Genomic DNA, 3,952 nt, shown 5'->3' with positions numbered 1-3,952 from the left:
ACCGGCCGGTCTGTGCGGCCGGTCTGTGCGGCCGGTCTGTGCGGCCGGTCTGTGCGGCCGGTCTGTGCGGCCGGTCTGTGCGGCCGGTCTGTGCGGCCGGTCTGTGCGGCCGGTCTGTGCGGCCGGTCTGTGCGGCCGGTCTGTGCGGCCGGTCTGTGCGGCTTGCCGAAGCATTTGCGAGCCCATAGCCATTGACGCGCCGTTCGCGGAAAGCATCCCGGTGTGCGGAACGTCGAAACGGTGCTGGCCGGTCTGGACGCCGCCAGGCCCGGCCTGGAGGAGCTCTACCGCGACCTGCACGCCCACCCGGAACTCAGCCACCAGGAACACCGCACCGCCGCCAAGGTGGCCGACGAGCTGCGCGCGCTGGGCTACGAGGTGCACTGTGGCATCGGCGGCACCGGCGTCGTGGGCGTGCTGCGCAACGGCGCGGGCCCGTGCGTGCTGTCCCGCGCGGAGCTTGACGCCCTGCCGCTCGAGGAGGAGACCGGCCTCCCGTACGCGAGCACCGCGACCGACGCCGGCGGCCGCCCGCTCATGCACGCCTGCGGCCACGACCTGCACATGGCCTGTCTCCTGGGCGCCGCCCGGCTGCTGTCACAGGCCACCGGCGCCTGGCGGGGCACGCACGTCGCCCTGTTCCAGCCGGCCGAGGAAACCGGCGACGGCGCCCGCGCGATGCTCGCCGACGGGCTGACCGAGCGCGTGCCCAGGCCGGAGGTGTGCCTGGCCCAGCACGTGCTGCCCTATCCCGCCGGCCAGGTGCTGACCCGCCCCGGCGCGGTGCTGTCGGCCGCCGACGACTACCGCGTCACCCTGTACGGCCGCTCGGCCCACGCCTCCGCCCCCGACCGGGGCGTCGATCCGGTGGTGCTGGCCTCGATGCTGGTCGTGCGGCTGCAGACGGTCGTCGCGCGGGAGGTGAGCGCGCTGTCCCCGGTGGTGCTCACGGTCGGCAGCATCCATTCCGGTACGAACCCCAGCAACATCCCGGAGCGGGCCGAGATCCAGATCAACGTGCGGACGTACCGGGAGGACGTGCGGCGGCGCGTCAAGGACGCCGTCACCCGCATCGCCCGCGCGGAGAGCGCCGCATCCGACGCCCCTAGGCCGCCGGAGATCGACCACTTCGGCATGTTCCCGCCCACGGTCAACGACGAGGCGGCCACCGCGAAGGTCGCCGCCGCCTTCGCCGCCCGCTTCGACGGCCGGGCGGTGCCGCTCGACCTGCAGACGGCCAGCGAGGACTTCAGCGAGATCCCTGACGCGTTCGGGGTGCCGTACACGTACTGGGCGTTCGGCGGGGCGGATCCGGCCGCGTACGAGGCGGCGGCCGGGCGCGACACGATCGCCGCCGACGTCCCCGGCAACCACAGCACCCGCTTCGCCCCGCCGATCCGGCCCACGTTGGACACCGGCGTGCAGGCGGCCGTGGTCGCGGCCCTCGCCTGGCTCGCCCCCTGAACCTTCGACATGCTGAACCGCCAAGAGCACCGGGACGTTTCTCGTCTTTCACCACAAACTCCAGCAAAAGCCCATTGACTAACGGATGCCGTGGACGACGAGATCGGCCGCACCGCCACCTCAGGCCACTTCTGGATTCAACGCCCCCGAGACCGCGCGGCGGCCAGGCCGGGCGGCGGCTCTTGGCCGATCATGCCTGGTCATACCGGATGTCGCGGGTCGGGCTCCCGATGGCGGACGCGGCTGCGGGGCAGCTCGCAAGTCCTCGCGAAGGGCCATTTTTCGCGCTAAATGAAAAGCCACATGTCCCGAAAAATCGGTAAATGTGGCTGCGCTCGCGACGCCCGCCTTATCGGGAAATGATTGTCGTTATTGCCGCGCACACGTACGCTGTCCCTGACCTTTCAAAGAAAGGACAGCTGGTGCGCAAGGCCCTGATCCCGTTACTTGTCACCATCCTGGTGGTGTTCTCGGCCCAGCAACTCCTCACCCCCGTCCTCGCCCCGCTCTCCCGCGAGCTGCACCTGACCGAGACCCAGCTCGGGCTCGTCGTCACCGCCGCCGCCACGTCCCTGACCATCGCCAGCCCGCTGTGGGGCATGGCGCTGCGGCGGCTCGGGTTACGCCTGGTGCTGCTGTGCGGGCTCGGCCTGGCGACGGCGGGCATGACCGGGTTCGGGGTCGTCGCCGCGGTGGGGCTCGACGGACACCTGTCCTCCCCCGTGCTGTTCGGCCTGCTGCTGGTGACCCGCAGCCTGCTCTTCGGCGCGGGCCTGGCCGCGCTGCCGGTGTCCACGCTCGCCGTCGCCGCCGCGAGCACCACCACGCAGGCCGAGCGCACCCGCGCCACCGGGCTGATCGGCGCCGCGCAGGGACTCTCCCTGGTACTCGGACCGGCCGGCGGCGGCGCGCTGGCCGTGGTCTCGCTCATGCTGCCGCTCTACCTGGCGCCCGTCGTGTGCCTGCTGCTCACGGTGTGGGTGCTGGTCACCGTACGGCCGCCGGCGGCGCCCGCTCCCCCGCCCGAGCAGCCGGTGGCGCGGCTGCGCCCGTGGGACGCGCGCATGTGGCCGCTGCTCGCGATCGGCTTCTGCCTCTATGTGTCGCTCGGCCTGGTGCAAGTGATCGTCGGCTTCCTGCTGGCCGACCGGCTCCACCTGGGGCCGCAGGAGACGGCGGGGGCGGTGGGCGTCACGCTGGTCGCGGCCGGGCTGGTGCTCGTGGCCGTGCAGGGCGCGCTCATCCCGGTGCTGCGCTGGCCGGTGCTGCGGCTGATGCGGGCCGGTGCCCCGCTCACGGCGGCGTCGTTCGCGCTGCTCGCCGCGGCGGACACGCTCTGGCTGATCGTCGCCGCGTTCGTGCTGCTGGGGCTGGGGCTCGGGCTGGCGGCGCCGGGCTTCACCGCCGCGCCGACCCTGGTGGCGGGGCCGGGCCAGCACGCCTCGGTGGCGGGGCTGGTCAACGCCACGATCGGCACCACGTTCATCGTCGGCCCGCTGCTCGGCACCGCCCTGTACGAGGTCGCCGCCGTCCTGCCGATCCTGACCGCGCTGGGCGCCGCGACGACGGCGCTCGCGCTGAGCTGGCTCTCCCCCGCCGTCCGCCAGGCCGTCCCCGTGACGCCCTAAGGGCAGGCGGGGCAGCCTGCCCCGGCCGCCAGCCTCGACGCCGTCTCCTCGATCAGGGCGACCCGCTCGTCCGGTGGCCCGGCCGGCACGTCGATGAGGTGGTAGCCGAACGCCCGGTAGGTCTTCTCGTGGAGGCTTTCGAACTCCAGGGACTCCTCGAAGGTGATCCTTCGGGCGTCGGTCGGCTCGCAGAAGCCGAGGTTGCGGACGAAGAAGACATGCCGGTCGTAGACCTCTTCCCGGGCCAGCCGCTCGATCTCGGCGGTCAGGGCGGGCGGGACGGGGTGGCCGACGTACGTGGCGAGCGCGTGGGTGCAGACGGGCGACCGGTCGAAGAACCGCACGGCGACCCCGCCCGGGCCCCTCGCGCCCTCGCCCGGAGGCCCGCCCGGGCCCGCGTCCGCCTGCTCCTGCCTGCGGCGCTGCAGGTCGGCGACCTTGGCGATGAAGGCGGGGCGGGTCCACGGCTCGGCGTCGCCGCGGGCCTGCTCGGCCGCGATGACCGCGGTGGCCGCCTCCTCGACGGTGACGTGGCCGCGCGCGGCCAGGCCGCGCAGGATCGTGGTCTTCCCGGCCCCGGGGGTGCCGGTGAGGATGTAACGCATCGTCCTCACATGATCGCAGGGGTGGGCGCGGCGGCCCACCCCGGGGGTGTGCGGTCAGATCTCGTCCACACTGCTCGGCTCGCGCCGGGACAGATCGATGCCGAGCTCCTCCGCCGCGCGGAAGACGTCCTCGTCGGTGTCGCGCATCTCGATGGACGAGCCGTCGCTGGAGAGCACCTCGACGTTGAGGCACAGCGACTGCATCTCCTTGATCAGCACCTTGAACGACTCGGGAATGCCCGGCTCGGGGATGTT

Annotated in this window: 4 protein-coding genes; 2 read left to right on the top strand and 2 right to left on the bottom strand. The window is 73.0% G+C overall.

Going from position 1 to position 3,952, the window contains the following annotated elements; genetic code table 11:
• The first annotated feature begins 222 nt into the window (after positions 1-222).
• Both AB0K28_RS22935 and AB0K28_RS22930 read left to right on the top strand, forming a co-directional pair.
• A complete protein-coding gene (locus AB0K28_RS22935) occupies positions 223-1,464 on the top strand; it encodes an amidohydrolase (protein ID WP_364373330.1) in 1,242 nt (413 codons plus the stop codon).
• Between the two features lie 422 nt (positions 1,465-1,886).
• Positions 1,887-3,092, top strand: a complete 1,206-nt coding sequence (locus AB0K28_RS22930) for an MFS transporter (protein WP_364373327.1) — start codon at positions 1,887-1,889, stop codon at positions 3,090-3,092.
• Here AB0K28_RS22930 and AB0K28_RS22925 read toward each other — a convergent pair.
• A complete protein-coding gene (locus AB0K28_RS22925) occupies positions 3,089-3,697 on the bottom strand; it encodes an AAA family ATPase (RefSeq protein WP_364373325.1) in 609 nt (202 codons plus the stop codon). The genes AB0K28_RS22930 and AB0K28_RS22925 overlap by 4 nt on opposite strands.
• A gap of 54 nt (positions 3,698-3,751) precedes the next feature.
• Positions 3,752-3,952, bottom strand: a 201-nt coding sequence (locus AB0K28_RS22920; RefSeq protein ID WP_364373322.1) for a hypothetical protein, incomplete at its 5' end; no start/stop codon positions are given.

Source organism: Nonomuraea sp. NPDC049504 (assembly GCF_040676845.1).
Taxonomy (GTDB): Bacteria; Actinomycetota; Actinomycetes; order Streptosporangiales; family Streptosporangiaceae; genus Nonomuraea; species Nonomuraea salmonea.
Note: the sequence above shows the minus strand (reverse complement) of the source record. Positions and strands in the feature narration are given on the sequence as shown.

Bases quoted from the DNA above. Each gene is read 5' to 3' on its own strand.
- AB0K28_RS22925 (WP_364373325.1), bottom strand. From the start codon at position 3,697: ATGCGTTACATCCTCACCGGCACCCCCGGGGCCGGGAAGACCACGATC.